The 23,667-nt window shown below is 49.4% G+C and carries 23 protein-coding genes; 12 read left to right on the top strand and 11 right to left on the bottom strand.

Features of this window, described 5'->3' with window-relative positions; all coding sequences use genetic code 11:
- Positions 1-178 precede the first annotated feature (178 nt).
- Positions 179-2,857: a M14 family metallopeptidase gene (locus tag ABEA14_RS10155; RefSeq protein ID WP_345339878.1), complete on the top strand. Its 2,679-nt coding sequence runs from the start codon at positions 179-181 to the stop codon at positions 2,855-2,857.
- A gap of 191 nt (positions 2,858-3,048) precedes the next feature.
- On the top strand, positions 3,049-4,485 hold the full coding sequence (gene rimO, locus ABEA14_RS10150) for a 30S ribosomal protein S12 methylthiotransferase RimO (RefSeq protein ID WP_345339877.1): 1,437 nt from the start codon (positions 3,049-3,051) through the stop codon (positions 4,483-4,485).
- 78 nt (positions 4,486-4,563) lie between these two features.
- Here the strand turns inward: rimO and ABEA14_RS10145 are convergent, their stop codons facing one another.
- Complete coding sequence (locus ABEA14_RS10145; RefSeq protein WP_345339876.1) at positions 4,564-6,924, bottom strand: starch-binding protein; 2,361 nt, start codon at positions 6,922-6,924, stop codon at positions 4,564-4,566.
- Between the two features lie 507 nt (positions 6,925-7,431).
- Between ABEA14_RS10145 and ABEA14_RS10140 the strand changes: the two genes are divergently transcribed.
- Both ABEA14_RS10140 and ABEA14_RS10135 read left to right on the top strand, forming a co-directional pair.
- The gene (locus tag ABEA14_RS10140; protein ID WP_345339875.1) at positions 7,432-8,220 is read left to right on the top strand and encodes a hypothetical protein; all 789 of its coding nucleotides are present in this window, start codon (positions 7,432-7,434) and stop codon (positions 8,218-8,220) included.
- 76 nt (positions 8,221-8,296) lie between these two features.
- The gene (locus ABEA14_RS10135; protein WP_345339874.1) at positions 8,297-8,821 is read left to right on the top strand and encodes a tetratricopeptide repeat protein; all 525 of its coding nucleotides are present in this window, start codon (positions 8,297-8,299) and stop codon (positions 8,819-8,821) included.
- Between the two features lie 161 nt (positions 8,822-8,982).
- On the opposite strand, the gene ABEA14_RS10130 is transcribed toward ABEA14_RS10135, so the two are convergent.
- Positions 8,983-9,168, bottom strand: coding sequence for a hypothetical protein (locus tag ABEA14_RS10130; protein ID WP_345339873.1), 186 nt, complete (start codon positions 9,166-9,168; stop codon positions 8,983-8,985).
- Positions 9,169-9,305: 137 nt separating this feature from the next.
- A complete protein-coding gene (locus ABEA14_RS10125) occupies positions 9,306-10,247 on the bottom strand; it encodes a YbgA family protein (RefSeq protein WP_345339872.1) in 942 nt (313 codons plus the stop codon).
- A 387-nt stretch (positions 10,248-10,634) separates the two neighbouring features.
- Between ABEA14_RS10125 and ABEA14_RS10120 the strand changes: the two genes are divergently transcribed.
- Positions 10,635-11,270 (top strand): hypothetical protein, encoded by a 636-nt coding sequence (locus ABEA14_RS10120; RefSeq protein WP_345339871.1) that lies wholly within the window; start codon positions 10,635-10,637, stop codon positions 11,268-11,270.
- 117 nt (positions 11,271-11,387) lie between these two features.
- Here ABEA14_RS10120 and ABEA14_RS10115 read toward each other — a convergent pair whose 3' ends face one another.
- From ABEA14_RS10115 to ABEA14_RS10100, 4 genes are all read right to left on the bottom strand, one after another.
- The gene (locus ABEA14_RS10115) at positions 11,388-11,603 is read right to left on the bottom strand and encodes a TIGR02450 family Trp-rich protein (RefSeq protein ID WP_345339870.1); all 216 of its coding nucleotides are present in this window, start codon (positions 11,601-11,603) and stop codon (positions 11,388-11,390) included.
- Positions 11,604-11,623: 20 nt separating this feature from the next.
- Positions 11,624-12,235 carry an SOUL family heme-binding protein gene (locus ABEA14_RS10110; protein WP_345339869.1) on the bottom strand — a complete coding sequence of 204 codons (612 nt, stop codon included), beginning with the start codon at positions 12,233-12,235 and terminating at the stop codon, positions 11,624-11,626.
- A gap of 124 nt (positions 12,236-12,359) precedes the next feature.
- Positions 12,360-12,926 (bottom strand): SOS response-associated peptidase, encoded by a 567-nt coding sequence (locus ABEA14_RS10105; protein ID WP_345339868.1) that lies wholly within the window; start codon positions 12,924-12,926, stop codon positions 12,360-12,362.
- Positions 12,927-12,996: 70 nt separating this feature from the next.
- Positions 12,997-13,887, bottom strand: coding sequence for an AraC family transcriptional regulator (locus tag ABEA14_RS10100; RefSeq protein WP_345339867.1), 891 nt, complete (start codon positions 13,885-13,887; stop codon positions 12,997-12,999).
- A gap of 188 nt (positions 13,888-14,075) precedes the next feature.
- Between ABEA14_RS10100 and ABEA14_RS10095 the strand changes: the two genes are divergently transcribed.
- Together ABEA14_RS10095 and ABEA14_RS10090 are read left to right on the top strand one after the other, a co-directional pair.
- A complete protein-coding gene (locus ABEA14_RS10095; RefSeq protein WP_345339866.1) occupies positions 14,076-14,906 on the top strand; it encodes an oxidoreductase in 831 nt (276 codons plus the stop codon).
- Positions 14,907-14,918: 12 nt separating this feature from the next.
- Positions 14,919-16,145 carry an MBL fold metallo-hydrolase gene (locus ABEA14_RS10090; RefSeq protein ID WP_345339865.1) on the top strand — a complete coding sequence of 409 codons (1,227 nt, stop codon included), beginning with the start codon at positions 14,919-14,921 and terminating at the stop codon, positions 16,143-16,145.
- Between the two features lie 7 nt (positions 16,146-16,152).
- Here the strand turns inward: ABEA14_RS10090 and ABEA14_RS10085 are convergent, their stop codons facing one another.
- Positions 16,153-16,494, bottom strand: coding sequence for a hypothetical protein (locus tag ABEA14_RS10085; RefSeq protein ID WP_345339864.1), 342 nt, complete (start codon positions 16,492-16,494; stop codon positions 16,153-16,155).
- A 108-nt stretch (positions 16,495-16,602) separates the two neighbouring features.
- Between ABEA14_RS10085 and ABEA14_RS10080 the strand changes: the two genes are divergently transcribed.
- The 3 genes from ABEA14_RS10080 to ABEA14_RS10070 all read left to right on the top strand — a co-directional run bounded on the left by ABEA14_RS10080 (position 16,603) and on the right by ABEA14_RS10070 (position 19,703).
- On the top strand, positions 16,603-17,874 hold the full coding sequence (locus ABEA14_RS10080) for an alpha/beta fold hydrolase (protein WP_345339863.1): 1,272 nt from the start codon (positions 16,603-16,605) through the stop codon (positions 17,872-17,874).
- Between the two features lie 179 nt (positions 17,875-18,053).
- Positions 18,054-18,941 (top strand): Dyp-type peroxidase, encoded by an 888-nt coding sequence (locus ABEA14_RS10075; protein WP_345339862.1) that lies wholly within the window; start codon positions 18,054-18,056, stop codon positions 18,939-18,941.
- 30 nt (positions 18,942-18,971) lie between these two features.
- Entirely contained in the window at positions 18,972-19,703 is a 732-nt protein-coding gene (locus ABEA14_RS10070) for a lipocalin family protein (RefSeq protein ID WP_345339861.1), read from the top strand.
- 290 nt (positions 19,704-19,993) lie between these two features.
- On the opposite strand, the gene ABEA14_RS10065 is transcribed toward ABEA14_RS10070, so the two are convergent.
- Positions 19,994-21,244 carry a valine--pyruvate transaminase gene (locus tag ABEA14_RS10065; protein WP_345339860.1) on the bottom strand — a complete coding sequence of 417 codons (1,251 nt, stop codon included), beginning with the start codon at positions 21,242-21,244 and terminating at the stop codon, positions 19,994-19,996.
- Between the two features lie 153 nt (positions 21,245-21,397).
- On the opposite strand from ABEA14_RS10065, the gene ABEA14_RS10060 reads away from it, so the two are divergent.
- Positions 21,398-21,625, top strand: coding sequence for an acetyltransferase (locus tag ABEA14_RS10060; RefSeq protein WP_345339859.1), 228 nt, complete (start codon positions 21,398-21,400; stop codon positions 21,623-21,625).
- Positions 21,626-21,725: 100 nt separating this feature from the next.
- On the top strand, positions 21,726-22,382 hold the full coding sequence (yfbR, locus tag ABEA14_RS10055; RefSeq protein WP_345339858.1) for a 5'-deoxynucleotidase: 657 nt from the start codon (positions 21,726-21,728) through the stop codon (positions 22,380-22,382).
- A gap of 103 nt (positions 22,383-22,485) precedes the next feature.
- On the opposite strand, the gene ABEA14_RS10050 is transcribed toward yfbR, so the two are convergent.
- Together ABEA14_RS10050 and mutH are read right to left on the bottom strand one after the other, a co-directional pair.
- The gene (locus ABEA14_RS10050) at positions 22,486-22,809 is read right to left on the bottom strand and encodes an isoamylase early set domain-containing protein (RefSeq protein ID WP_345339857.1); all 324 of its coding nucleotides are present in this window, start codon (positions 22,807-22,809) and stop codon (positions 22,486-22,488) included.
- Between the two features lie 147 nt (positions 22,810-22,956).
- Positions 22,957-23,631 (bottom strand): DNA mismatch repair endonuclease MutH, encoded by a 675-nt coding sequence (mutH, locus tag ABEA14_RS10045; protein ID WP_345339856.1) that lies wholly within the window; start codon positions 23,629-23,631, stop codon positions 22,957-22,959.
- Between the last annotated feature and the right edge of the window lie 36 nt (positions 23,632-23,667).

Raw genomic sequence — 23,667 nt, 5'->3', positions numbered from 1 at the left:
GCGGTCTAACTTGTGGTGGTTGTATTGATAATGGGTAAGCCCTTAGCTTCTCTGACTACACCGACAAAAAGCCCATAAACCAGACGTCAGTGATGACTAACCCCTCAGTACGTGAAAAACTGTGCTCTCGTTTTTCATCGTCAATCGAATTGCGCAGTAATTACATGGAAAATTGTTCATGATAAAAAGAATATTCACCTCATTATTGCTCTGTAGCGCTTTTGCGTTGACCAGCTTGAGTGCTGTCGCAGAAGAGTTTTGGCCAGGCGCCAAATACGACCCAGCTATTCCCACTTTTAAACAGGTGCTGGGTTACAACGCGGGCGAGCGCATCTCCAATCACAGCGCGATGCTGCGCTACTTCGAAGCGTTAGAGAGAGTAGCACCAGACAGAATTAAACTGCATCACTACGCGGTTAGCTGGGAAGGTCGCCAACTGATTTATGCTGCGATTGCTAACCCGGATAATCTTGCCAAATTAGATGAAATTTCCAGCACTACGCTGTTGCTGGCTGACCCGCGTAAAACGAGCTCATCGCAGGCGAAGAAAATCATAAAACAGTTACCTGCTTCGGTTTGGATGCAGTATGCCGTTCACGGCAACGAGATCAGCGCCACCGACGCAGCCATGTTTGCCGCCTATCACCTGTTGGCTGCCCCTGAAGATGCAGTGAACAAAACGATCCTCGCAAACACTGTGGTGTTTATCGATCCACTGCAAAACCCAGATGGGTTAGAGCGTTTCACCTCTCGTTATTATGCGACTGTTGGTATGGAGCACAGTGCCGACCGGATCAGTGCTGAACATAATGAGCCATGGCCAAGAGGGCGTTTTAACCATTATCTGTTCGATATGAATCGCGACTGGTTGGCCATCACCCAGCCGGAATCAAAAGGACGAATTGCTGCCTTTAACAAACACAAGCCACAGGTAGTGGTGGACGTGCATGAAATGGGTGGGGACCAAACTTACTATTTTGCCCCTGCCGCAAAACCATTTAACCCCTACATGACTAAAACCCAAATCGCCAATATGGATGCGATCGGTAGAAATCATGCCAAGCATTTTGATGCACTTGGATTTGACTACTTTACCCGTGAGATCTTCGATGCCTTCTACCCAGGTTATGGCGACAGCTGGCCTACCTTCTATGGCGCGTCTGCTTCAACTTATGAGATAGGTTCGGCGCGGGGTCATAACTTTTTGCGCAAGGACGGTAAGCTTCTAACGTTCTGGGATACTGTTCAGCGCCAGTTTGTTGCTTCAATCTCCACGGCTGAAGGTACTGCCATCGCCCGAGAAAAGATCCTCTACGACTTTTACCAATACCAGGTCAATGCCATTGCAGAGGGTAAGAAGAGCAAAGAGCGTGTTTATATCATGCCTAATACCACTAACCGTGAAGGCAACCACCGCCTGGCTACCTTGATGGCAGAGCATGGTGTGGAAGTTAAACAAGCCAGCGAAGACTTTAAAGCCTGCGGCGTTAGCTACAAAGCGGGTAGTTACTTCATCGATACGGCGCAACCGCGCGGCAAATTTGTCACCATGACGTTCACAGACCAGGTGGATATGTCAGTCGAGTTTCTCAAAGAGCAAGAAAGACGACGTACTCGCAACCTGGATGATGAGATCTACGACGTGACCGGCTGGTCGCTACCTATGATGTTCAATGTCGAAACCAACACCTGTAAGAAAGCGGTGAGTGCAGACAGCGTGTTGGTTGCAGCCAACAAGAAGCTGGAAGGTGAGCTGATAAACCCAGACGCCAAGGTCGCATACTTGGTGCCATGGGGCGATATGGCAGCGGGCCGCTTTTTAACCTCAGCACTGCGCGCAGGTATCAAACTGAAAAGCGCCGATGAAGCCTTTGTACTTGATGGTAAAACCCGTTACCCCGGTGGCACGCTGATTATTGAAAAGGCGGCGAATGATGACGCGCTGGTGGCTAAATTGGGCGAGATAGCTCAACAAACAGGTGCCATTGTCGAAGGTGTAGATACTAGCTGGGTTACACAAGGGCCAAGCTTTGGCAGTGGTAAGTCGGTCAATATGATCGCACCGAAAATCGCCATGGCCTGGGATGAACCCACCAACACCACCAGTGCCGGTAACACACGCTTTGTGATTGAAAGGCAGTTGGGTTATCCGGTGACGGCCATTCGAACCAAGCATCTGGCATCAGCAGATCTAAGTAATTATCAGGTCCTTGTTTTACCAGACGGTAATTATGGCAAAGCGTTAGGCAAATCTGGCGCAGCCAATTTAAAGCAGTGGGTTGAAGCCGGCGGTGTTCTGATCGCGTTAGGAACGGCCAATCGTTTCACTACCGATACTGACAACGGACTGCTTAATGTTCAGCGTGAGTTCGCTTACCGTGAAGAGGCATCAGCGGGTAGCGAAGAAGAATCTGACGAAAGCAAAGTGGCAGGTCAGATTTTTGAAAAACGAGAAGATTTGGCCAACGCCATCGTTGAGCCTGAAACCTCTCCAGATTTTGTAACCGGCGTATTAGCAAACATCGAGGTGGATCAGGAGCATTGGTTAACCGCGGGCGTTGCTGAAAAGTTGGTGACGGTGGCTGTTGGCAACGACATCTATACGCCGATAAAGCTGGACTCAGGTAAGAACTTGGTCTGGTTCGCTGGAAAAGATGAGGTACTTGCCAGTGGTTACTTGTGGGAAGAGAGCAGGGCGCAGCTGGCTTATAAGCCAGTATTAATTCATCAACCCATGGGCGATGGCATGGTGATTGGTTACACCCAAACGCCGACTTACAGAGCCTATGTTGAGGGCTTAAATGTGTTGCTGACCAACAGCATTTTCCGTGCTGCCGCTCATGCACAAGCGAACTAATTAACTGCTTTAGTCGATAGCTGTGGACACCGTGAGTCTATTCTTTCACGGTGTGTACAGTCGTCCTCTGAGATTAAAACTGCCGCTCGTTTACGTCGAAATATCACTTTTATCTGGTCGTTTTTTAATCTGCACACCCCATTGCTTTTCTGTATAATCCGCGCACTTTCAAGCGCCGGATGTTTTAAGCCATGACCGTAAACACTTTTGACCCTAAACAAACCACCACCATGGATACGCCTAGGAAGGTCATGGAGCAACAGGCCAAAGCCACGGATACCGCTGCCGCGAAAAGCGAAGCTAGCGCAGAGGGAAATGCCCGCATCGGTTTTGTTAGTTTGGGCTGCCCAAAAAACCTGGTGGACTCCGAGCGTATTTTGACCCAGTTGCGTACCGAAGGTTATGACGTGGTTCCCACCTATGATGATGCGGATCTGGTGATCGTTAATACCTGTGGTTTTATCGATAGCGCGGTACAGGAGTCGCTGGATACCATTGGTGAGGCGCTGGCTGAAAATGGCAAAGTGATCGTGACGGGCTGTTTAGGCGCGAAAGAGAACGATATCACTGAGATCCACCCCAATGTTCTGGGCGTGACCGGGCCCCATGCTTACGAAGAAGTATTGAACCAGGTACATCAACATTTGGAGAAGCCCAAACATAATCCGTTTGTGGATCTAATCCCTGACCATGGGGTGAAGCTGACGCCTAAGCATTTTGCTTACCTGAAGATCTCCGAAGGTTGTGATCACAGATGTACTTTCTGCATTATCCCTTCGATGCGTGGTGATCTGGATTCACGCGCTGTGGGCAGCGTGTTGTCGGAAGCTAAACGGCTAAAAGAGGCGGGTGTTAAAGAGCTGCTAGTGATCTCTCAAGACACGTCTGCTTATGGTGCGGATGTAAAACATAAGATGGATTTTGCTGATGGTATGCCAGTAAAAACCTCGATGCAGGCACTGTGTGAACAGTTGGCTAAATTGGGGATCTGGGTGCGTCTGCATTACGTGTATCCCTACCCACATGTCGACAAAATTATTCCACTGATGGCGGAAGGTAAGATCCTGCCTTACCTGGATATCCCCTTCCAACACGCCAACAAACGCATTCTCAAATTGATGAAGCGTCCCGGCAGTGCTGAACGCGTGATTGAGCGCATTAAGAAGTGGCGTGAGATCTGCCCTGAACTGGTAATCCGCTCTACCTTTATCGTCGGTTTCCCCGGTGAGACAGAAGAAGAGTTTGAGGAGCTGTTGGCGTTCCTGCGCGAAGCGCAGCTGGACCGTGTAGGTTGCTTTAAGTATTCACCTGTTGAAGGTGCTACTGCCAACGAATTCCCTGACCATGTTCCTGAAGAGGTGATGGAAGATCGACTGCAACGTTTTATGGCGGTGCAGGCCGAGATCAGTGCAGCCAAACTACAGGCCCGTATCGGTCAGGAGTATCTGGTGTTGATCGACGAGGTCAACAGCGAGGGGGCTGTAGGACGTTCCTATATGGATGCACCTGAAGTAGATGGCAAAGTTTATCTGACCGATGAGTTTGATGTTGAGCCCGGCGACATGGTGTGGGCGCAGATTATTCACGCCGATGAGCATGATGTCTGGGGCGTCAAAGTCGAAGACTGATTCAGCGTTTTAGAATAGAAAGCGGGGCCTGCTTTAAAGCAATGGCCCCGCTTTTTTATGGTTTAAACAGTGGTGACATTACAGGCAGTTAGCCAAGTCAATCCAACTATTGTTTTTGTAGCATAGTGCTGCCGACGTCGTACTTAGGTCTGCTGATTGATTTGAACCTTGGTTGCTGAAGATAACGTTCAGACTGTTCAGATCGGTACCAAAGTCATGGCAGTAAACGTTTCCATTTTGCACCATGGCAACACCAGGCCACTGTGCGTTAGGTACGTTGGATGCCGCATCAACACTCCAGTAGTAGAGGTACGGTGTGGCGTGGTTGGCGTTGTTGTCATAGCAGATCTGGCTGGTGCCCACTGGATCTGGGTCGGGATCCGGATCTGGATCAGAGCCTACTACCTTAAACCCGCAATCGGTCAGAGACTTCCAGCTGTTGCCGTCATAACAAGCTTTGTCGCTTGAGGTACTTAAATCACCGGTTTGAGAACCGCCATTGTCATTAAACACGATGTTGATAGCAGAGACTTCAGTGCCCAAGTCGTAGCAGTAGTGATCGCCTTTCTGGGTCATCGCAGTACCAGGCCAACTTACCGTGGGGGCTGCGCCCGCTGGAGAGACCGCCCAATAGTACATATGAGGTGAGCCATAACCCGAGGCATTATCGAAACAGATATTCGAAGCTGCGATTTCTGTCGGATCAGGCTGTGTACCTGAGATGGTGAAACCACACTCAGTCAACGACTTCCAGCTACCGCCTTGGTAACAGCCCGAGCCTGTGGATGTCAGGTCGTCGGTCTTATCCGCACCGTTATTTTGGTTGAAGATAACATTGACGCTAGTTAATGGCTGTTTGAAATCGTAACAGTAGAAGTCACCATTTTGCGCCATTGGTTCGCCAGGCCAGGAAGTTCCAGGCAAAGTACCAGCAGGCTGTTCGAGCCAGTAGTAAAGGTTTGGATTGCTGTAGTTCAGCGTCGCTGTATCAAAGCACACGTTGGTTTCAGCAACGGCATAAGCGGGTTTACTGTCACCGCCGCAGTCTGTGCATACGTCACCGATCTTAGCGCCTACATGTATCGCAGCGGCTTTGTAACCGGTCAGATTGATGTTCACCTGACCATTGCTGACAAACAGGGTTGGGCCGTCACAGGTACCATTTGTTTCGTTGAACTCCGCGTTTACAACATCACAGTATTCACCGTCAGGCATGCCTGTTTGGAAACTGCGGTTAAGTTGGTCACCTTGGTTGTTGATGGCCACGAAACCGAGCCCTCCACGACCAAAGGCGATCTGGTTCCAGCCGTTGTCCCACCAGTCAGTGACTCGCCACTGATCAGCCGTATGGTTGCGGAACCCTGCCATGTTGGCAATACCGCGCCATCTGTGTTCACAGACCCAGCCGCCGCCATCAAAGCCACAGGCGTTACCCGAGTGCACACCGCTTGAAGGTGGACCCTGGTCAAAGTTGCCGTTGAAGTAGTAACCTGACATCACCTTGGGGTAACCGTAGGGATAAGCCAGCATAAAGATGTTTGCCAGATAGTAATGCTCACCGGAATCTACGTGGGTTAGGGTACTGCCTTGGTTATGGCGTTCGTCATCATGGTTGGCAACAAAAACGACAGCATCGCTGCTACCTAACCAACCACTCCAGCTACCCAGGCCATCAAAGCTGGCGATACCACTGTTGAGAAATTTGTCGTTGATCGTGCGTTCGAAATTGAACTCGGTAACGTCACCGATATAAGTGTATTCGCCTGGTGTCACAGGCTCGCCAGGTGCGCCAATCACTTCCTGAAAGATATAGGGATTGCCATTGAGTTTGCCTTTAATCGCTGCAATGTCGCCAGCTGGGATATGTTTGGCAGCGTCGATACGGAAACCGGCTACACCCAAGCCAATAAGGTCGTTCATATAGTCCGCGATCTTTTGACGGACATATTCGCTTTCGGTCTTGAGGTCATTCAATCCGCTAAGATCGCAGTTTTGGATCTGCCAACGGTCGCCGTAGTTAATTTCCGAAGTGCAGTTGTGGAAGTCGTTGTAACCGTAGGGTACTTCAGGAAAGTTACGGCTCCAGGCTGCCATATGGTTAATGACTGCGTCCGCGTAGATATCAACGCCTGCCGCTTTACAGCGCTGTACCATGCTGGCGAACTCTTGGCGGCTGCCACTACGACCTTCGATGGCGTAACTAACAGGTTGATAGCGCGTCCACCATGCGCCTCCATCAATCGACTTTTGTGGTGGAGATACTTGGATCGCGGCAAACCCCTTAGGCCCCAGGTGCTGCTCACATTCGATCGCAATGTCGTTCCACTTCCACTCAAACAGATGCACGAAGGCTGTGCGTGGTGCGGCAGAAGCGCTCATCGAGGCGCTTAGTGCCGCAGCACAGCCCAGTGCGGCTGCAATGTGCTTTAACTTAGTCATGAGTTTTCCTTTGTGTTTTTATAGTTTCTTACTCGCGGGATTAAAGAAATGAGGTAAGAAGATTGCGCTAACATTTTATTTTCTTCTTTCTGCGAGTGGTTGAAAAATACACTGGTCAATATTTATACATCAATAGGGGTTTGGATAGAGCGTGATCTTGATCACTTGTGATGATTTGATCTAAGTTATTAAAAGTATTATTTAAAACATTAATATTTTAATTCGTTATGACTGGCTTTGTATGGCTGGATGAATTCAAACAGGGCTTGTTTACATTAAATTGGCTGAGATTTGTCATTTTCTCCCGGACTGTGAGGTTTGCATTTTGGCTTATTTTATTAGCTTTAAATGATACTGGTAACATAAATTGATTTCGGTCAACATATGTTCTTTTTCTCTCTTTTCTATTAAAAGCTGGCTCGGTCATTGCGGGTGAATCGAAGTGCCTTAAACACCTTTCTTGGGTAACATTGATCTGTAACCAAGCCGAAGAAACAACACGCGTACATGATTTTTCCTGATAACCGATACCGCCAACTAAGAGCCATTCAAGCGGAAGATTTTCATACCTGCTTTTACTGCGGCTGTATTGCGACGGAGTTTGATTTTGCACCGCCAAAGGCCCACTGGCAGTCTTATCAGTATCGCCAGCTGTCGGCGGATAACCTGCAGGTTCCCGCCTGTAAAGAGTGTGTGGCTCTACTTAAACCCTGTACCATGGGATTGGTTCAACAGCGCCGGGAATGGGTACATACTAAGATCGCCGCGAAGTACAAAAAGGCGATTGGTGTTTACCTTAAATGGAATGAGGATGAGCTGGAGGAGTTGGATTTCTCCCTACACCACAGTATCGCAGCGGGTCTCAAGTTGGGCGAGGAATCCCATCGTCGCAGCAATTTTCAGGGGTTCAGTCACGAGATTGATGGCAGTAAGGTCGCTGATGTTCTGCCTGCAGCTATGCCGATCGTTTTGTTCGACAAACAGTTCGACAGCCTGAAAGATGCCATCCTGTATGTCTGCAAAAACTATCCGATCACCCAGCCCAAATTGGTCGAGCGCCTGGCTGAGCAAGGTAACAATATCGAGGCTGTGGTGATGGAGATACAGGAAGAACAGGAGGTGGCACAATTTCAGCGCCAGCTGAAGATCCAATCTGCCGCCTTTGCCAAAAAGCATAACCAATCCGCGCGCTTTGTCAGTAATGAAGTTGAGCGCTATCTGGATAAAGAGTTGGCCTACTCCATTGCCGAGGCGCTAGACCTGCTTTATGAAGAGCGGGTTAAACACTATCGCTAAAAAACCTGCGTGAGTTGCTGAACATATTTCGGCTCTGGCGCGTATCCCTGATAAATGAAGCTATCAGGAATATCCCATGAAAGTCGTTTTGTATCCGCTATTGGTGCCTGTGTTCGCGGCTCTCGTGTTTTCACTATTCAGCCTGCTCCCCAGCGCACATGCTGCTGGTTCAGGTTTTGAGTTGGCCGAAAAAGAGCCAAGCCAATCTGTGCAGCTCTACAACCAGGGTGTTGAGCATATGATGGCCAAGCGCTTCCCCGCTGCTGAGCAGAAATTCCGCGATGCGTTGGCGCTAGACGATAAGTTTTCAAAGGCCCATAACAATCTTGCCTATAGCCTGCGAAAGCAGGGCAAGACGTTCTATGGCGAAGCGCTGTTCCATTACTCGCGCGCGATCCAGCTGTCCCCCAAATTGAGTGAAGCCTATATGTATCGAGGAGTGTTGTTTATACAGATGGGGAACAAACAGAAAGCGCTGGCTGATCACGATGTGCTATTAGAAATGGATCAAGCGCTAGCCACTGAGCTCGCCTATGTGGTTGAACATGGTAAAGAGAAAGAGCCTGAGCAATTCTTTGGAGTATCAGGGGCAATAGAGTAGACGCCTACTGAAACGTTTGCCGTTTACCTATATTCGGCAAACGCCGAGTTGTTGATGGAATTATCGTCATGAAAGTGGGATCTCTTTTGTCATTCTCAGCAGAGATCCCTTTGTTGGTAGATATGGGCGTAGCCCGATAACTGTTGCTGCTTGCAAGCCTATCAGTGATCAGGTATCACGCTGCTTTTTAATTGCTCAACGGCTTCATCCACTGATAACTGCTGTTCAAAATACTGGTCTTGATAAATATGGCTGTCTTGGGCCAAAAGCATGTCAGCACTGATCCCTTGCTCTGTTGCTGCATCCTCGACCGCTTGGCGCCAACTAAAATAGTTATGAGCACTCATACTCAACTCCTCAGTCAAACACGAAATTCAACAGATACGAACGATGACTCATGCTGCAAATATCACCGCCTTTTGGCCGAGGGCCTGAAAGGTGGTGAGCCGCTTTCAACGATTGGAAAAGCGTCTCGTTCTTACTTTTAGAGTTGGTTCAACAGCATCAGTTCACCCGGATGTGGCTTCATGTAGTAGGAGTTATCGATATAGGGATCGGGGTGATGCAGAAAATGGTGGCGCAACAAGGTCATAGGCACAATCAGTGGCAATAGTCCCTGTCGATAGTTATCTATCGTTGATACTAATTCCTGTTTGTCTAAGCCGGTGACATGTTTTTTCAGGAAGCCCTGGATGTGGTTGAGTGTATTGGTGTGGGTCTGTCTGGTGGCTCTGTGTTTCAGCAATGCCATCATAGAAGTCAAATAGGTTTCGCTGGTTTTCTGTAGGTCTTGTTTTCCTTGTTCTGACAACCAACGGCCAAGCTCACTGGCTTTCTTGGGCTGGTGACTCATGTAAATAAACTTATGCTTGGCGTGAAATTCAGTGAGATCCCTCATCGTGAACCCACCCTCTGTCATTTGACGCCAGCGATGGTAGACAAAAACGCGCTGAATAAAGTTTTCCTTGAGAATGGGATCGCCAAGCCTACCTTCCTCCTCTACGGGTAGATTGGGGAAGTTCTCCATCAGACGTTTGGCATACAGACCGACGCCAATGCGCTCTGGTGTTTCTCCCTTATACAACCGCACCCGCTCCATGCCGCAGCTGGGAGAGTCTTTTTTCAAAATGTAGCCACAAAGATCGGCATGCCAGTGTTTTTGGTCCTCTGCAGACTGGTAAAGTTTCTCGGTGACATCAAGCTCAGGATCTCTGGTACCGATACAGCGCACTTCATCTTCCTGCAGAGATAATCGAATGGTCTGGCGAGGGATACCAAGGCCAATGCTGACCTCAGGGCAAAATGAGACAAATTCAAAGTAGTCAGCCAGTACGTTATTAACATAGGCATTTTTCTTATGGCCCGAGTCGAAGCGCACCGGCTCGCCCATTAGGCAACTGCTGATACCAACTTTTATCTTTTCCATGGACTGCATCCTCTGACCATCCAGTCAGTTAACAAGGCGTTCATTCCAATAGAGTTAGCACAATCGTTGGTTTAACGCCGTGGGCTAGTTATAACTAACTGTTAGAAGTAGATGTTTTCTTGAGCTAGATGGAATAACTGCCAATTTTTTAGGGGCGAAACAGTGTTGAGGTGACGGCAAAGGTGTCCCGTCGTTCTGCGTCAGTGCAGCTATAATTTGTTGCATAATATCGTGGCTATCGCCGCTCGCTCTATCGCCGCATGCTCTATCGCCGTATTAGGTATGGCCTCCGATGCCACCTCAAAAACACCGCTGTTTGATGTTTTCCTGCCGTAACTCGCGCTTGTCCGGGATCACTATTCCATTAATTGGATGGGAGAAACACTGATGAAAATCTTAACCAGATATGTCGTTGTTTTTGCTCTGCCCCTGCTGTTTGTTCCTTTGGTTGCGGATGCAGGTCTGATAAAAATCACCGTGGATAAAAACACTGATGCGGTCGTCTTACTGCTTGATAAAGATGGCTTTGTTGTTGGCCGCGATGCTAAGGAAGATGTCAACGGAGATAAGCTCATAGAGTTTGCCTTCGAGAAGACACGGCAAGAAAGAGCTAAGGAAGTACACGTTTTTAAAACCTCGGACGGTAAAGCTATTAACTATAAGTTGAAGTTTAAAAAGAATGAGGTGAACCTGGCATCTTTTGAGCCGTTTGAAATATCTACCTTCGGTGCTGTGAGTGATGGCTTTCTGGGGTGGGAAATGGATGTGGTTAATTTCTTTGATCAAGGGCTGCAATTTGATCTTGGTGACGTTCTTACGGTGACCAATGGCATGGTATCGGAAACTGAGTATCTTAGTTTCTATGATCAAAATGGTATGGGTTTTAATGGTGAGATTCGGGTGGAAAACATTGATCAGTTCCTACCCTTGCCCCGAGACATCCCTGAGCCCTCTCAACTGATACTGTTCAGCGCCTGTTTAGGATTTTTAATTCGGCTCCACAGATGCCGCAGAGAGCGCTGATACGTAGTACATCATTGCATCACTAACTGCAATTTACCCGAAAGGGCTGCAAATGCAGCCCTTTCTAACAACCTTCTTTGCTATCTAATTTTTAACTCTGATTGTCGCTTAAGTGACTTAGCACCAACCGTGTCGCCAATGGGACGATTGTTTCAGATCTCGCCAGTTAATGCTTTGGGTGCGCTTAGTCAGCACCGCTTCTATAACACATTCGACTACGATCCCTTCTTCATCGTATTCAACTTCGCTGACTATAAAGTGTTTCTCTCTGTTTTCAGGCGTTGCTGCCGTCCACTTGCTATGCAGCAGTTTCCTCGGGTTCACTTGGTTCATGGTTGTCCTTTCTCAGCCAATTAGTATTCAACCATGACTTCGTTTCGCCGCAGAAATGGCAATGTCCAAGGAGGGTCATATCTTGCGAGCTCGGGTTCGCCACGCGGCGTTATGCCTTTTTCCTGAAGCCAAGTGAGAAGTTCTGTGGTTTTTGCTGAAACCTTTTTCTCACCTGTCAGGCCGGAAAAGCTGATCACGGCAAAGCGGGTTACCGGCACTTCTCTGAGTGTGACAGCCTCGCTATTGGGCTTTGGCAGTGTCTCCATGGTGTACTCGCTTGGCATGACAAAATGAACACGCCATTTGCCGTGTTTGTCTTCCATCTCAGCTGAGGAGGTCATACTGACCTTCGAAGATGCTGACGCCATGGTTACGGGGGCGGTCATGCTGATTTTTTCTGAACTTCCAGACGCGGATCTGTTATTACCAAAAATGAAGTCGGCAATGGCCCTAAAACCATCACCAGAGGCGTCGTCCATCGCGCCATTGACTAGCGTTTCTGCGACGATCATCTGGCTATATTCGCGTAACTCGAACTCATCCTGCTGGTAGAGAACTTCATATTTGGGCTGTTCGGTTGCCATCGCTAAACCAGACCATATCGCCAATATCAAAACCAAAAAGCGATACATCTTTTGCTCCTCGCTGATAAATCTCTTGAATGTCTAACGTTGGCGGCGCATTGCAGGATCGGCTGGCAAAGCGTTTGATGGGTTTAGAGCTGATTAAATTTGCGCAGATTGGACTTTGTGGGCGTTAGCCCACTTGTTGAAAATGAATAAGCTCATCGTCATTGGCGTGCAGTATCAGTTGGGCGTTTTGACTATCTCCGGTCAACCAGCCCTGAATAGAGTCAGCTCTAATCAGGGTTGGCATACGATGATGGATCGGGGCGCAAACATCATTTGCCGGGGAGGTTAGGGTGACCAGTTCGGGGCCTGTTTCTGCGGGGTACCAGATCCCTGCCATTAGAAGAGGACGGCTATCTTGCCGTTGAAACAGGTACTTTTGCTTGCGCGGCCCACCTTCATCACGCCACTCATACCAGCCATTGAAGGGGATCACACAACGTCTTTCCGCAAATGCCTGTTTGAAGGTGCGCTTTTCTGCGACAGTTTCACTTTGCGCATTAATCAGCAGCCGCTTTGACCAGCTGGGTTTGATCCCCCATCGCGCAGAGATTTGAAGATCTCCTGCGGCCACCACATCGATGGTTTGGCTCGGCCGCAGATCCGGATTGGTGTGGGTGTGAAAATCCAACCCCAGCTGCTGACTAAGCCACTGGGTCAAAGGATCATCCATCACATTCATACGGCCACACATATCGCCTTCCCATCACCATCCGTTTTTTAACCGCATAAGTATATGTGATGCGCTATTAAGTGGTGAGTCGTTAAATGGCGGAAGGGACCTCACCGAAGTGGCGCTTGTATTCTCTGCTGAACTGCGCCGGGCTGTTGTAACCAACTTTAAAGCCTGCCTCGGAAACGCTGTCACCTTCCATCAGGTAGTTTTGTGCTTTACCCAGCTTGACCTGTTTGGCGTATTGCAATGGCGACAGGTGCATCACCTCTTTGAACTTCTTATGAAAGCCAGAACTGCTCATATTGACTATGCTGGCCAGCTCTTCGACCGAAAAATTCTTCTCTAAGTGACGATGCACCTGTTCGACAGCCTTGGAAATTTGCTGCAGCTGTCCTTGCTGCTGCAATAGTTTATTCAAAGCGCCATCGGACTGGTAACTGAGGATCCGGAAGTAGAGTTCATCGATAAGTTGATCCCCAAACAGCGCCGCTTCCACTGGATTCTGCAGGGCTTTTACAATGCGAATGCTGGTATCGAGCAGTTCATCGTTGATGGCGTCACTGATGATGCCGGAGGCGTTGAAAGTCTGTTTGCCGCTGACAGGTTTGTCAGACGGCACCCTGTGTTGCTCCATCCGCAACAGCAGGTTTGCCAAACGGTGGCGGTCCAGGAACACACCAATACCCATCAGCGGTTCCTCTTCACTTGCTTCGAGTACTTCACATTCGATAGCCATGGGCAGGAACATGGCGAGAAACTGGCCGGCACTCTGTTCATAACACTGGTTGTCCAAGTATAGGTTCTTTCGGCCACTGGCGCAGATCCCAATGCCAGCATCATAGATAGCAGGCTCTCGGCCATGCCCTTGCGTTTCTCTGAACAGCAACAGACTGGGGATGACTGTTTCTGTAATACCCAGATTTGGAGTGAGTTTTCGCACCAAAGATGAAAACTCTGCCAGTTTCTCTTCCCGGTTCATAATGCCAATCCGATTAATTTCTATCGAGTGAAAACCTGTAGAAATACGTTATCAAAAATAGCCGCTTTGCCTACCCTAAACGATAAAAGTTTAGAGGAATGTGCAAGTGTTAGGTTGAATTGTGTATTCGGCAGCTCTGGTCTCGCCTTTATAGTGTGGGCAATTAATGAGCAGCAAGAGCAAGAGATATGAATTCCAAAACCGTTCTTATTACGGGCGCTTCTTCGGGCATTGGCAAAGAGGCGGCCAGAACGCTTGTTGAGCAGGGATATACCGTCTACGCCGTGGCTAGGCGATTAAGTCACATGGAAGATCTGAAACAGCTAGGCTGCCACACCCTTAGGATGGATATCACTGACGAAGCAGATGTTCGTGATGTGGTCGAGCACATCACCCGTACCCACGGCGGCGTGGATATTCTTATCAACAATGCGGGCTTCGCAACCAGTGGTGCTGCAGAAGATATCAGTATTGAAGATGCACGCTATCAGTTTGAAGTAAACCTGTTTGGTTTGGGTAGGCTGACGCAACTGGTATTGCCGTACATGCGTGAACGTGGTGCTGGCAAAATCATCAACATCAGTTCGGTGGGCGGCAAGATCTATGGGCCAATGCACAGCTGGTATATGGCATCTAAACATGCGCTCGAAGGCTGGAGCGATTGCCTGCGGTTTGAGGTCGCTCAGTTCGGTGTGCAGGTGGTGATCATTGAGCCTGGCGCGATCGCAACCGAATTTGATGACGTCTACGTTGGTCCTATGCTCAAACGCTCAGGCAAAGGGCCATACGCTGAAATGGCTCGCTCTATTGCTGACTTTTCTGCACAGATGAGAGAGCGCCGAGCCAAAGCGATGTCTCATCCTTCCGTGATCACGCAACAGATCGTAAAAGCGATTGAAGCGAACAGACCAAAAACACGTTACGTCGCCGGCAAACTTGCCAAGCAGATGCTGTGGGTTCGCAAATGGTTGGGGGATCGTTTCTATGACGCCATGCTCCAGCGCATGTTGATCCAATAGAGGTGCTCAAAGATGAATCAATGGATCAATATCTGGACTGTGCTGGGTGGCATCATGGTGGTTCTTGGCCTCGTACTGCTGTTCACTAATCTGAATCAACCGACGCCAAGTTCTGCCGCCATGATGCGCCAGCACTTGAAGCAGCTTTCACCTCAGTGGCAGGAAGGAAAGTTTCGAAACAGCCTGCCGCAAGAGATGGGCGGATTGTTTGAAATGCTGAAAAAGCAGCTCACCAATAAGGCGCAGCATAAGTCGCCGGATGCCCCATTGCCGGTACAAAAACGCAATGCGGAAGAGTTTCACCAGCCACCCTCTGAGGGACTGAGATTAACCTGGTTTGGTCACTCAAGTGTGCTGATTGAAATTGATGACTACCGGGTACTGACCGACCCTGTTTGGGGTGAGCGTGCATCACCGTTTTCTTTCGCTGGACCTAAGCGTTTCCATCAACCTCCAATGCCGCTGGCGGAGTTACCGCCTTTGGATGCGGTGGTGATCTCCCATGACCACTATGACCACCTTGATGAGCAAACCATTCGCCAGCTAAAAGATCGTGTGCCTCTGTTTTTAGTCCCACTGGGCATTGGTGATTATCTGGAGCAATGGGGTGTTTCGCCAGAACGCATCGTTGAACGTGATTGGTGGGGTGAATATCAGATAGGAAGTTTGACGCTGACTGCAACACCCGCGCGCCATTTCTCAGGCCGCGAAATCAGTTTGTCAGGTTTCGAGCAGAACCAAACGCTGTGGTGTGGCTGGTCAATCAAAGGGCCAGTGCATAGTGTTTATTACAGTGGTGATACGGCAATGTTTCCTGGTTTCAAAGATATCGGCGACAGACTGGGGCCGTTCGATGTCACCATGATTGAGACAGGGGCGTACAACGCACTGTGGGCGGATGTGCATATTGGCCCGGAGCAGGCGATTGAAGCGCATAGGATGGTAAGGGGCAATAAACTTCTGCCAGTGCACTGGGGAACCTTTGATTTGGCGATGCACAACTGGACTGAGCCGGTTGAGCGGGTTCGCGTTGCCGCGGCAAAACATGGGGTAGGCTTGCTACTGCCGCGACCGGGCGACAGTGTCACGCTGGGCCAACCTCAAACTGCAGCCTGGTGGCCAGAACTGCCCTGGGAAACAACGGAACAGGCGCCGATTGTATCGAGCCATCTGTCACCCGCATTGGCCATGGAAACAGGTGAACTAGGCGAGCGGGTAGAAGCAGAACTCAGCCGTTAATCTGGTGTTATTGCGGAGGGCTAGTTTGAGCGCTCCGCATGCCGATAATTTCCAACAGGGCTTTGGTTGATACCTCACTGATTGCCGATGGCGCAGCACTGGGGCCGATCAACTGAAACTCGCCCGTGATGCCGCTCACCAGACCCTGTTCAATATTCCACTGAGTCAGCCAGCCCGACTTAATAAACTCACCCTCCTGCCAATCTTCACAGGCCTGGGCAATCTCGCCAACAAGCACGTATGGCTTTACATCTGTCACACCCGTGACGGATTGAACATCTTGCTCTGGAATATCAGTCAGGTGATAGATGGCCCAGGCTTTGAGGTGAGTTGCCGAATCTGCTGACATACTTGTACTCGCATTTATCTCTTTAGCTCCAGTTTAGCTGTTTCTGGCTGGCGATCAGGGAGCACCTATACTTCGTATCGATGACTGTGCGGCCAAAGGAACCATTCAGTGACAGCAATTCGGGTATGGGGACTGCTATTTAGTTGCTTTGTATTAGCAGCGTTAGTTGGGTGTTCAGATGATGACGATGATGCCACTCCAAAGGAACTCAACGGTTTTGAACCTGCGTTTATCGAGCAGTGGCAGCAGGTAACGGAGGTGAGCGAGCCAATACCCGAGTTTGTTCTGCAACCAGCCTGCGTCCCTCAAGTTGTTCCTGCCAATGACAGTGTTTCTCTTCGAGGTACCATTATTCTTGTCCATGGTTTTACTGCGTGTAACCAGCAGTATTTTGATTGGGCAGAGCAACTCAGTGCGTTGGGGTTCAATGTGGTTTTACCTGCGCTACCGGGGCATGGATTGTCACCTGACAGCGGCGAACTTGTTTTAGAGTCAAGCAACCTTCCCAGAAATACACAAAGCTATCGCGACTTTGCAGAACAGTTGGTACTGCTGGGAGAGCTTTCTCCTGGGCCAACAAAAGTCATTGCTGGTCTGAGTGTGGGCGGAGCGGTTGCTGCCATGGCTGCTATTGAAGGGCAGGACGTTTTTGATAGGGCATTGATAATGTCACCGTTCCTCGCGATCCCAGAGACCTACTCGCCAGAGACGGGATCGCCACTTGAGCCTTTGACCGAAGCAGAAGAAATTGAATTGCTGTCTCTTCTAGAATCTGGAGGGCCAGGTGACGAGGAACTCGACGCGCTCTGGACATTCCTTGCAACAAAGCTGGATCAATTCAGGGTTGGTACCGCTCAGTCTTTGTTGGCCCTGCTGAAGCTAACCAATTTCATCCCCGAATTTGATTTTGGTTGGGGAGAGCCCTGTGAGGCAGAAAGAGCTGCAGGAAGAGCGGGTATCTGCAATTTTAAGGTGATAAATCTATTTGCTGTCGACGACTTTGGGCGGTCTGTGTTGTCGGCATACGCGCAGGCGGAAAGCCTCGCGATCGATATTCAACTTATCGGCGTGGAAAATGACACCGGCGCAGATCCGTTTGCCATTGATTTACTCGCACAGCAAATATTGGTTCTACGTGGTGATCAGGGCAGTGGGTTCTGTTTGTATGAAGAGGGAGTTGTGCCCCATTCCTTTCTTTCTAAGTATGACAACATCACGCTGGCGGATGAGGACGCTGATGATGTGCATCTATCTGCTCTAGAGAGGATGGAATCGCTGTGGCTGGCGCGTTTTTATTTCGAGTCAGCTAACTACCTTACGTCTGCTGCCCCTGAGTTTTTCACAAGCAATGAAGGTTTGTGCGAACGTTCGGCACTTTAACCAAACAGCTTGAGCAAAATTGCTTGAGCTAAACGGTTTGCAACTAACACCCGCTCGTTTTTAATGCACCAGTTTTGGCAGATTGTTGCCAAATCAAAAGCTATTGCGCACGAAATTGCTATGCTTTTGGTTTTGGTATCATTAGCGTCATCTCTTCTTCGTTGTTAGGAGCGTTTTCAATGGCTGTTACTCTGGCTCAATCTGGCATTCTGGCCCCTGTACCTGCGGCGGGTGTTTACCTTACTTTCACCATCAATAGTGTCGAAACCCTCTGTGCCGATTTAAAGGCGCTGGCGACGGAGGCCAACGGAGAGGACCTGGTTGTGGGGCTGGGACAGGCGACGCTAAACGCGCTCAAGGCCGACGTGACGGGTATGAAAGAAGTACAGGCGATGACAGGTGTAGGCGTCTCGTCACCCGCAACACCTGCGGCGCTATGGTGCTGGTTGCGCGGCACTGAGCGTGGCGATCTTCTGCACCGCGCTCGCGCGTTAACAGAGCTTTTGAAAGACAGCTTCAAGCTTCAAAGCCAGACAGATAGCTTTAAGTATCAGGAAGGTCGCGATCTGACCGGTTATGAGGACGGCACAGAAAACCCCGAGGGTGATGATGCAGCGGCAGCCGCACTGGTATCAGGAAAAGCTAGAGGTATCGATGGTAGTAGTTTCGTGGTTGCCCAGCTTTGGCGACACTCCTGGTCTGCCTTCGAAGAGATGACCGGTGCTGCGCAGGATGACTGTATCGGCCGTCGTCGCAGTGATAACGTTGAGTTTCCTGAAGCGCCACCTTCTGCCCATGTAAAACGTACGGCCCAAGAGAGCTTCACACCAGAAGCATTTATGCTGCGCCGTTCCATGCCGTGGTCTGATCCCCATGGCAGTGGTTTGAATTTCGTCTGTTTTGCCAACAGCTTCTATCCGTTTGAGGTTCAGATGGGGCGAATGCTGGGACAGGAAGATGGTATTGTTGATGGACTGTTTAACTTCAGTCAACCCGAAACCACCGCTTATTTCTGGTGCCCTCCGTGTGTCGAGGGGCAGTTAGACCTCTCTCTACTTAATCTCTAAATTGAATTCACGCTGAGCAGTAGACGGACGATGATGAAGTACGCCGTTTCGGAATACCAAAACTGGATTCTTTCTCTCCTTATCTTTTTGCTGATGGGGTGCGGTCCCGCACCTCAGTCTCCTCAGTTGACTCGCGACGACTTGGTCGGCGTGTGGTTGCGAATGTCCTCTCCTCAAGATGCGCCGGAAGGGTTGGTTCTGGGGAAAGATGGCAGTGCCGCAATATTGGGGGTAAGTGCTGTATCAGTGATTAGCTGGGATCTGAGCGGCAACGAATTGCGACTTCAGGTCATGGATAGCAATGTGAAACGAGACCTGCCGACCGAACTGCGTCGTGTTGTCATAGAACGCGAGGACGCAGATAAGCTGCACCTGCAGGCGGATCAGGAGTACTTTTCGGGCGATTACCAACGCCGGCAAGACAGCGCCATTGCGTTACGCGGCGAGGTGGTTTGGCCGGAAGGGACACTTAGGAAAAACCAGGGGGTGTTAAACCTCTCTCTGGTACCAGCCAACGAATCAGAAGCGATTCCCATGGAGGAAAAAGTGTCGATAGCCATGCCAGTCGTTACTATTGGCGGTCGTCAGCATTTCAGCTTCTACCTGCTTAAACACCAGATCACTCCGGGGGTTGATTACCGGTTGAGTGCAAAGGTTTGGCATGATGCCAAGCTTGGTTTGTTGACTAAGGTACCTCCACTGGCGCTGAACGCCAATGGAGATAGCGTTGAAAAGCTAACGTTGGACTTGGTGGCTCACTAGGGTCTGTTGACCTTTGCTGTTTGTTTTTGCAGCAAATGTTGGTGATTTAGGCGAGGCAGAGACTGTGAAGTTGAGTAGCCCTCAACAAATGGCCGATAACGAAGGATAAATCCCCAACAAATGCTGCCCCTTCTTTTGAAGGTAATGGGGTTCGTTGAAACACGTTCTGCGCTGCGTCATTCACTACTTTCTTAGATCGCTAAGCTACGTAGCTCACTTCTTGCTCAAAACGTGTTTCATTCGAACAAAATCCATACACGAAAGGTCAACAGACCCTAATAGCTGTGTGTTTAAGGCTGTTCTTCGTATAACGGGTTCACTTCTTCGCTCAATATCTTAATTGCTTGCTGAAGCACTTCATTTGGTTGGGCATATGATACTCGGATGCAGGCATTAATATGGTCACTTTGTTCACTGATGCCAGGAAAGAAGTGATGCCCGGCAACCACGATCAGTCCCCTGTTTTTCAACTTTTCATATAACTGCTGACTGCTGATGGAGAGGCCGTCAAACCACAGCCAGAGAAAGATCGCACCTTCTGACTTATGAATACGAAATCTGGGATCAGGTATCGCTTGTTTCAGCGCTTTCATCATGATGGCAGATTTCTCTTTGTAGTAGGGGCGTATGACCTCAGTGCTCAACCTGAGGATCTCACCTGAACGTACCATAGGCTCTGTAATGACAGGTCCCAGGCTACCGGGTGCCAGGCTGATAACGCCTGCGAGGTTAGCCATCCGAGAAATAAGTTCGGGAGCCGCCACGACAATGCCGCAACGCACGCCCGGTAATCCCAGTTTAGACAGGCTTAAGCAGAGGATGATGTTGTCGTTAAATGGCAATCGGGTATCTTCAAACAAGATATTGGGGAAAGGTGCGCCATAGGCACAATCAAGCAGTAGCGGCACCCCTGCTTGTTGGCAGCGGCTATCTAACTCGGCTAACTCACTGTCGGTGAGCATATTGCCCGTTGGGTTAGTCGGACATGAGGTAAGCACCATGCCGATGGAGTCGTCCAGAACAAATCGATCAAAATCGATCTGATACTTAAATTCACGATCAGGCAGTAGGGTGATTTTTGCCGGGTGACTGATGAATAGATCGTCATTGACCCCCAGGTCTGAATAACCAATGTATTCGGGAGACATGGGAAGCAGGATCTTCTTCAGGCTGCCATCTGCTCTCCTACCTGCAAACAGATTCGCAAGCGCAAAAAAAGCGCTCTGAGAGCCATTGGTCAGAGCAATATGTTGCGGAGTGACTCCGGTCCCGAAGTAGTCACTGAGAAGCCCCGCTAATGCATCTCTAAAGCTGTCGCTCCCCAGTGGTCCGTCGTAGTTACTGACTGCTTCCAGTAAAGCGCCATCTGCGACCGCGGATTCAAGGTAGTTTTGCAGCCTGGATTTAACCTCGGGAATTTGGGCCGGATTACCACCACCTAACATCAGGCTATTAGGATCGCGTACGCCTTGATTCAGATCTTCCATCAATGTGGTGATTGCGGAAGGACGGGAAAACTTTCTGGAAAACTGGCTGGGCATTAAGTAGTTAGCGCTTCAGTTACTGTGATCGATTGTTCTTTAGCTTAGAAGGATCTCGAATGAAGGTCGACATGTATGAACCTTCATGCCCCTCAAGTGGAGCAATAGAGAGCACTGTTCTAGGCTTAAAATGTCCTAGAGGAGGGATTGATCATGTTATTACGTGAAACCCAGTCAGGCGATCTTGTCGATGTGGTGGATATGAGTGCCCTGACAAACCCATTTATTGACCAGGTGTTAGTGCAGTATCAACATGGCGAAGATCTGTTAGAGCCAGAGGTGCTTTCAAAGTCGCAACTGCGCTTCCCCTCTGGTGAAGGGTTGCCTGTTTGCTGGAGTGATGGTCATTACCGTGACAAGCAGGTGTTCTCTAGATTCTAGAAGCTTTAAATGTTGGCTTTAACACATCATTTCGTCACACAAGGAGACAACACTGACAACCAAAATGCCGTCACTTATTGATTTATAGGGGAAGTCGCCGATGCGTAATGTTTTTTTCGCGCTTATGTCCCGGATGCAGAACATCCAGCGCTGGAGTAAGTCCAATCCCACGCGCTCAGAGAACGTTGCTGAGCACAGCCTTCAAGTTGCCATGTTTGCCCACTGCCTGGGGGTCATTCGAAACACCCAATTTACAGACCGCCCACCGGTCGATGAACATAAATTGACGACTCTGGCATTGTTTCACGATGGCCCGGAGGTACTGACAGAGGATGTGAATAGTCTGATTAAATACAGTGATGCAAGAATGCTGAACTTGTGCAGAGAGATGGAACACATCGCCTGTGACATGATGCTCAACACGGTGCCCGAATCTATGGTGGATACCTATCGCCCGTTGATACAGCAGCATGGGCAGGAGTCGGAAGAAGCGTTGTTTGTTAAAGCGGCAGATATTTTGTCGGCTTATGCAAAGGCATTGGCTGAGCTCAGAGCAAACAATACTGAGTTCCGCGGCACTAAAGAAAAGCTGGATAAGGTGATTGAGGACTTCACCGTCAAGCTGCCAGAAGTGGGTTACTTCATGGAGGTATTTATGCCTTCGTTTATGTTGACGATCGACGACTTGGTGGATGCCGCTTTTATGCCTGAGCCGTCGGCACAGGAGGCGATGATGCAGCGAAGAAGTGTGCAATAAGCGGCAGTGCTGCACCAGAAAGATGCAATCGAGGTTTGGTGTTGATACAAAAAAACCCGCCAAATGGCGGGTTTTCAGAAGGTTACGATAGTAGCCTTAAAGATTACTCAGCAACGCTAACAACTGAGTTGTCGCCACCCATAGGGCTTGGACGGTAGCTCTCTGCTTCCCAGTCGTTGTCGTACACTTCTGAACCATCTTCTTTCACCAGGCAGAAGCGGTATTCGAAGTCTGCTTTGTCGTCAGTAGGCAAGTTGACAGTGGCCTTAAAGTGACCGGCTTTCAATGCCTTAAGTGGTTCACGTTGCCAACCGTTGTGTTCGCACAAAAGGTAAACTTCCTTTGCACCTTGGGCGGCCTCTTTACTGACTTCAAAGGTAACTTTGCAGACAGGTTTTGATTTCAGGAACTGCTTCTTTACGGACATAATGATGCCCCCTCCATTTAGCTAACTTAGGATCCGTATCCTGGCGAAAATTAAACAGCGCAAGTCTAAATAAGATAGATTAATTTTTCTTTACACTGGTCAACTTTGCGACACTATTGCGTAATTATTCATCATTCGTGCCAAAACTCAAATCGGGCCAGTGATAAATGCGCGATTTAATATTAGCTGAGTAAAGCTTTTTTTCAGGTAGAAACCTTTGGGCTGAGCTTGTATCGGTTTTCCATTGATATCAAAGGCTTTGGTTTTAACGCTGCCATCTGCGGCCTTAGGGCGTAATTGCAGGTACTCGCCGTGGCGTGCTGTGATCGGCTGACCAAAGGTCAGTAACTCCATCAATTCTTCCCAGTCGGCACGCAGCATTGCTTCCTCTTCTTGGCTGGGTTGCCAAAGTAATGGTGTGCCCACGCGGCGCTCTGCCAGAGGAATCTTTCGCTCGCCTTCGATAGGTACCCACAGTACATGGGCCAGTTTTTTATATACCAATGATCGATGCCAATCGACGCCTGCCTGGCCGGTTCTCGGTGCCACGCAGATGTAAGTCGTTTCCAATGGTGCCCCGGATTGATCGATCGGTATCGTCTTCATCTCCACCCCGAGTTGGGTGAAATCAGGTTCTGGACGAGACTGAGCGTCAGCCCCCAGCGCATATTCCAGTAATTGACCAACCCAGCCTTTTTCCCGTTTAAGGTTCTCGGGCATCTGGATGCCATAGTCAGAGGCGATGTCAGCTAATGTCCAGCCTGCTAAATCGTTGGCGCGTTGAGCAAGCTGTTTGAGATTTGTGGGCGGGGTGGGGCGCATAGAGTTTGTGGATATAAACACGAAAATAGACAGCGG

The organism is Corallincola platygyrae (assembly GCF_039544265.1).
Classification (GTDB): domain Bacteria; phylum Pseudomonadota; class Gammaproteobacteria; order Enterobacterales; family Neiellaceae; genus Corallincola; species Corallincola platygyrae.
This window is presented reverse-complemented; position numbering and strand designations above follow the sequence as displayed.

Bases quoted from the DNA above. Each gene is read 5' to 3' on its own strand.
- ABEA14_RS10155 (WP_345339878.1), top strand. From the start codon at position 179: ATGATAAAAAGAATATTCACCTCATTATTGCTCTGTAGCGCTTTTGCG.
- rimO (WP_345339877.1), top strand. From the start codon at position 3,049: ATGACCGTAAACACTTTTGACCCTAAACAAACCACCACCATGGATACG.
- ABEA14_RS10145 (WP_345339876.1), bottom strand. From the start codon at position 6,924: ATGACTAAGTTAAAGCACATTGCAGCCGCACTGGGCTGTGCTGCGGCA.
- ABEA14_RS10140 (WP_345339875.1), top strand. From the start codon at position 7,432: ATGATTTTTCCTGATAACCGATACCGCCAACTAAGAGCCATTCAAGCG.
- ABEA14_RS10135 (WP_345339874.1), top strand. From the start codon at position 8,297: ATGAAAGTCGTTTTGTATCCGCTATTGGTGCCTGTGTTCGCGGCTCTC.
- ABEA14_RS10130 (WP_345339873.1), bottom strand. From the start codon at position 9,168: ATGAGTGCTCATAACTATTTTAGTTGGCGCCAAGCGGTCGAGGATGCA.
- ABEA14_RS10125 (WP_345339872.1), bottom strand. From the start codon at position 10,247: ATGGAAAAGATAAAAGTTGGTATCAGCAGTTGCCTAATGGGCGAGCCG.
- ABEA14_RS10120 (WP_345339871.1), top strand. From the start codon at position 10,635: ATGAAAATCTTAACCAGATATGTCGTTGTTTTTGCTCTGCCCCTGCTG.
- ABEA14_RS10115 (WP_345339870.1), bottom strand. From the start codon at position 11,603: ATGAACCAAGTGAACCCGAGGAAACTGCTGCATAGCAAGTGGACGGCA.
- ABEA14_RS10110 (WP_345339869.1), bottom strand. From the start codon at position 12,235: ATGTATCGCTTTTTGGTTTTGATATTGGCGATATGGTCTGGTTTAGCG.
- ABEA14_RS10105 (WP_345339868.1), bottom strand. From the start codon at position 12,926: ATGTGTGGCCGTATGAATGTGATGGATGATCCTTTGACCCAGTGGCTT.
- ABEA14_RS10100 (WP_345339867.1), bottom strand. From the start codon at position 13,887: ATGAACCGGGAAGAGAAACTGGCAGAGTTTTCATCTTTGGTGCGAAAA.
- ABEA14_RS10095 (WP_345339866.1), top strand. From the start codon at position 14,076: ATGAATTCCAAAACCGTTCTTATTACGGGCGCTTCTTCGGGCATTGGC.
- ABEA14_RS10090 (WP_345339865.1), top strand. From the start codon at position 14,919: ATGAATCAATGGATCAATATCTGGACTGTGCTGGGTGGCATCATGGTG.
- ABEA14_RS10085 (WP_345339864.1), bottom strand. From the start codon at position 16,494: ATGTCAGCAGATTCGGCAACTCACCTCAAAGCCTGGGCCATCTATCAC.
- ABEA14_RS10075 (WP_345339862.1), top strand. From the start codon at position 18,054: ATGGCTGTTACTCTGGCTCAATCTGGCATTCTGGCCCCTGTACCTGCG.
- ABEA14_RS10070 (WP_345339861.1), top strand. From the start codon at position 18,972: ATGATGAAGTACGCCGTTTCGGAATACCAAAACTGGATTCTTTCTCTC.
- ABEA14_RS10065 (WP_345339860.1), bottom strand. From the start codon at position 21,244: ATGCCCAGCCAGTTTTCCAGAAAGTTTTCCCGTCCTTCCGCAATCACC.
- ABEA14_RS10060 (WP_345339859.1), top strand. From the start codon at position 21,398: ATGTTATTACGTGAAACCCAGTCAGGCGATCTTGTCGATGTGGTGGAT.
- yfbR (WP_345339858.1), top strand. From the start codon at position 21,726: ATGCGTAATGTTTTTTTCGCGCTTATGTCCCGGATGCAGAACATCCAG.
- ABEA14_RS10050 (WP_345339857.1), bottom strand. From the start codon at position 22,809: ATGTCCGTAAAGAAGCAGTTCCTGAAATCAAAACCTGTCTGCAAAGTT.
- mutH (WP_345339856.1), bottom strand. From the start codon at position 23,631: ATGCGCCCCACCCCGCCCACAAATCTCAAACAGCTTGCTCAACGCGCC.